General features: G+C 69.8%; 3 protein-coding genes and 1 riboswitch. Of the genes, 2 read left to right on the forward strand and 1 reads right to left on the reverse strand.

From position 1 onward, the window contains the following. Positions 1 to 129 precede the first annotated feature (129 nt). Positions 130 to 227: riboswitch (TPP riboswitch) on the reverse strand. A 54-nt stretch (positions 228 to 281) separates the two neighbouring features. Next, complete coding sequence (locus ENN83_RS05560) at positions 282 to 1,478, reverse strand: NnrS family protein (RefSeq protein ID WP_287185015.1); 1,197 nt, start codon at positions 1,476 to 1,478, stop codon at positions 282 to 284. Positions 1,479 to 1,556: 78 nt separating this feature from the next. Between ENN83_RS05560 and ENN83_RS05565 the strand changes: the two genes are divergently transcribed. Next, positions 1,557 to 1,970 (forward strand): Rrf2 family transcriptional regulator, encoded by a 414-nt coding sequence (locus tag ENN83_RS05565; RefSeq protein ID WP_287185018.1) that lies wholly within the window; start codon positions 1,557 to 1,559, stop codon positions 1,968 to 1,970. Continuing rightward, on the forward strand, positions 1,967 to 2,281 hold a 315-nt coding region (locus ENN83_RS05570; RefSeq protein WP_287185020.1), incomplete at its 3' end, for an NnrU family protein. The genes ENN83_RS05565 and ENN83_RS05570, both read left to right, overlap by 4 nt.

Here is a 2,281-nt window from a genome sequence, read left to right on the forward strand (position 1 = left end):
ATTCATCGCCACGAAATTGGTGATGTTCAGCACCAAGGGCACCTCGGCGCGCATGGTGCGAAGATGGGCTCCCCAATCAGGCATCGTTTACTCCAAGGCCGGGGAGGAAACGAACGCTAAAGCCCCTTGGGCGCTCCGGCTGCGACTTCCTCCGCCAGCATGATCTGGTTCAGGTTCAAAGGGTACTTCTCAGCCCAGGTTGACCCCGGACGCCCCTGTCACGGAGTGCAGGGAACCACGTCCCGAGCGGAAAGGAAAGCCCCCTTTTGCCCGTTCCTGGCTCAGGCCGGAGCCATCGCGCGCGGGCGCGTCAGGATTGGCCAGTAGAGCAGCGCAAAGCCCAGGAACGCCGCGATCCAGCCAGCCCCGGCCAGATGCAGCAGCCAGCCCGGGGCCCCAAGCCCTTCGGCAAACCGCGCCATGACCGCGACCAGCAGGACAAGATAAAGCGCGGCGACGGCCGGGCTTGCGGTCAGCGGGCGGCCCGAATGGCCAAGGCTCGCGCGGGTCATTATCGCCAGCGTCATCATGCCGACCGCGCCGGCCATCCAGACATGCTGCGCCGCCGTGACAGCGCCCAGCCCCGGCAGCACCGACGCAAGCCCCACCGCCAGGAACCCGACCGGCACCAGCGCATAGGACAGGTGCAGCACCCAGACCAGCGGCTCGGCCAGCGTGCGATGCCCGACCCAGCGGCCAAGTCGGATCAGGTGCAAGACCCCCGCAAGCAGGCAGAGCAGCGCGGCAAGCCAATGCGCGGGCGCCACGGTCCAGACCATCAGCGCCAGCCCGGCGGTTGCCAGCGCGATCCCGTCGAACCGGCCGAGGGGGGCAGGCAGCCGCGTCTCGCGCCGCTGCGCCAGCCAGTTGCGGGTAAAGCTCGGCACGACGCGGCCGCCGATCAGCAGGATCATCCCGATCGCAGCCGCCAGGGCCACCCGCAGCCCCAGCCCGCCCGCCGCGTAATCGCCGCGCAGGGCATCGAGGTGGAACAGCCCCTGCCCCAGCGTCATCATCACAAGCAGCGCCCAGACCGACAGGTTGCGCCAGTTCCGGCCCGCCACGATCTCGCGCAGCGTCACCCCGGCCAGCGCCAGCGGAAAGGCCAGATCGACCGCTGCCGCCAACCCGAAGGGCAGAAGCGCCGAGACCGACACCGCGACCCGCCCTGCCGCCCAGACCAGCACCAGCGCCAGAAGCGGCCAGCCCATCAGCGGCAGCCGCCCGGTCCAGTTCGGCACCGCCGTCAGCAGGAACCCTGCGGTGACGGCACCGAGATAGCCGAACAGGAAGGCATGGGCGTGCCAGCTGACCGGATCGAACACCGTGGGCAGCGCGACGGCGCCGCCCAGCATCGCGATCCACAGGGTCATCGCCGCGGCCGCCCAGAGACTGCCGAACAGGAAGAACGGGCGGTGGCCCTGCGCCAGAAGGGCGGGACCGGAAAAGGCGCGGCGAAGCTGGGACGTGGTGGCCATGGGACGACTCGCTTTTGGTATTTCAAATACCGATTAGCTGATGTAATACATATTTGAAACTCCAATTCGTGGGACGCCATGCGCCTGACCCGGTTCACAGATTTCGGATTGCGCGCGCTGATGCGGCTGGCTGGCCGACCCGAGCGTGCCTTTGCCACCGCCGAACTGGCGGACGAGTTCGGCGTCTCGCGTCACCATCTGGCCAAGGTCGTCGCCCGGCTGGCCTCTGCCGGGCTGGTGCACGCCCGCCGCGGCGGGGGCGGCGGGCTGCGCCTTGCGCGCCCCGCCGCCGAGATCCGGCTGGGCGAGGTCGTGCGCCTGCTGGAGGCCGATCAGGCGCTGGTCGAGTGTTTCGCCGCCGATGGCGGGGCCTGCACGCTGATGCCCGATTGCCGCCTGAAGGCACGGCTGGCCCGGGCCGAGACCGCCTTTCTGTCCGAGCTTGACCGCACGACGCTGGCCGATTGCACCTGGGCGCCGAGGTCGGAATGATAGGCGGCTGGGGTGAACTGGCGCTTGCCTTCGGCGTTTTCCTGGCCTCGCACGGCGTTCCGGTGCAGCCCCCCGTCAAGCGGCGACTGATCGCGGCGCTGGGGCCGGGCGGCTATCTGGTGGCCTATGGCGCGTTGTCGGTCGCCGTCCTGGCCTGGCTGATCGTCGCCGCCGGCCGCGCGCCGCATGTGCCGGTGCTGCCCTGGGCGGCGTGGCAGGCCTGGGTGCCGAACCTTGCGATGCCGGCGGTCTGCCTGCTGATCGCCTTTGGCACGGCTGCGCCCAACCCGCTCAGCTTCGGGGGCGCGCGC

The organism is Rhodovulum sp., assembly GCF_011048875.1.
In the GTDB taxonomy this organism is placed as follows: domain Bacteria; phylum Pseudomonadota; class Alphaproteobacteria; order Rhodobacterales; family Rhodobacteraceae; genus Rhodovulum; species Rhodovulum tesquicola.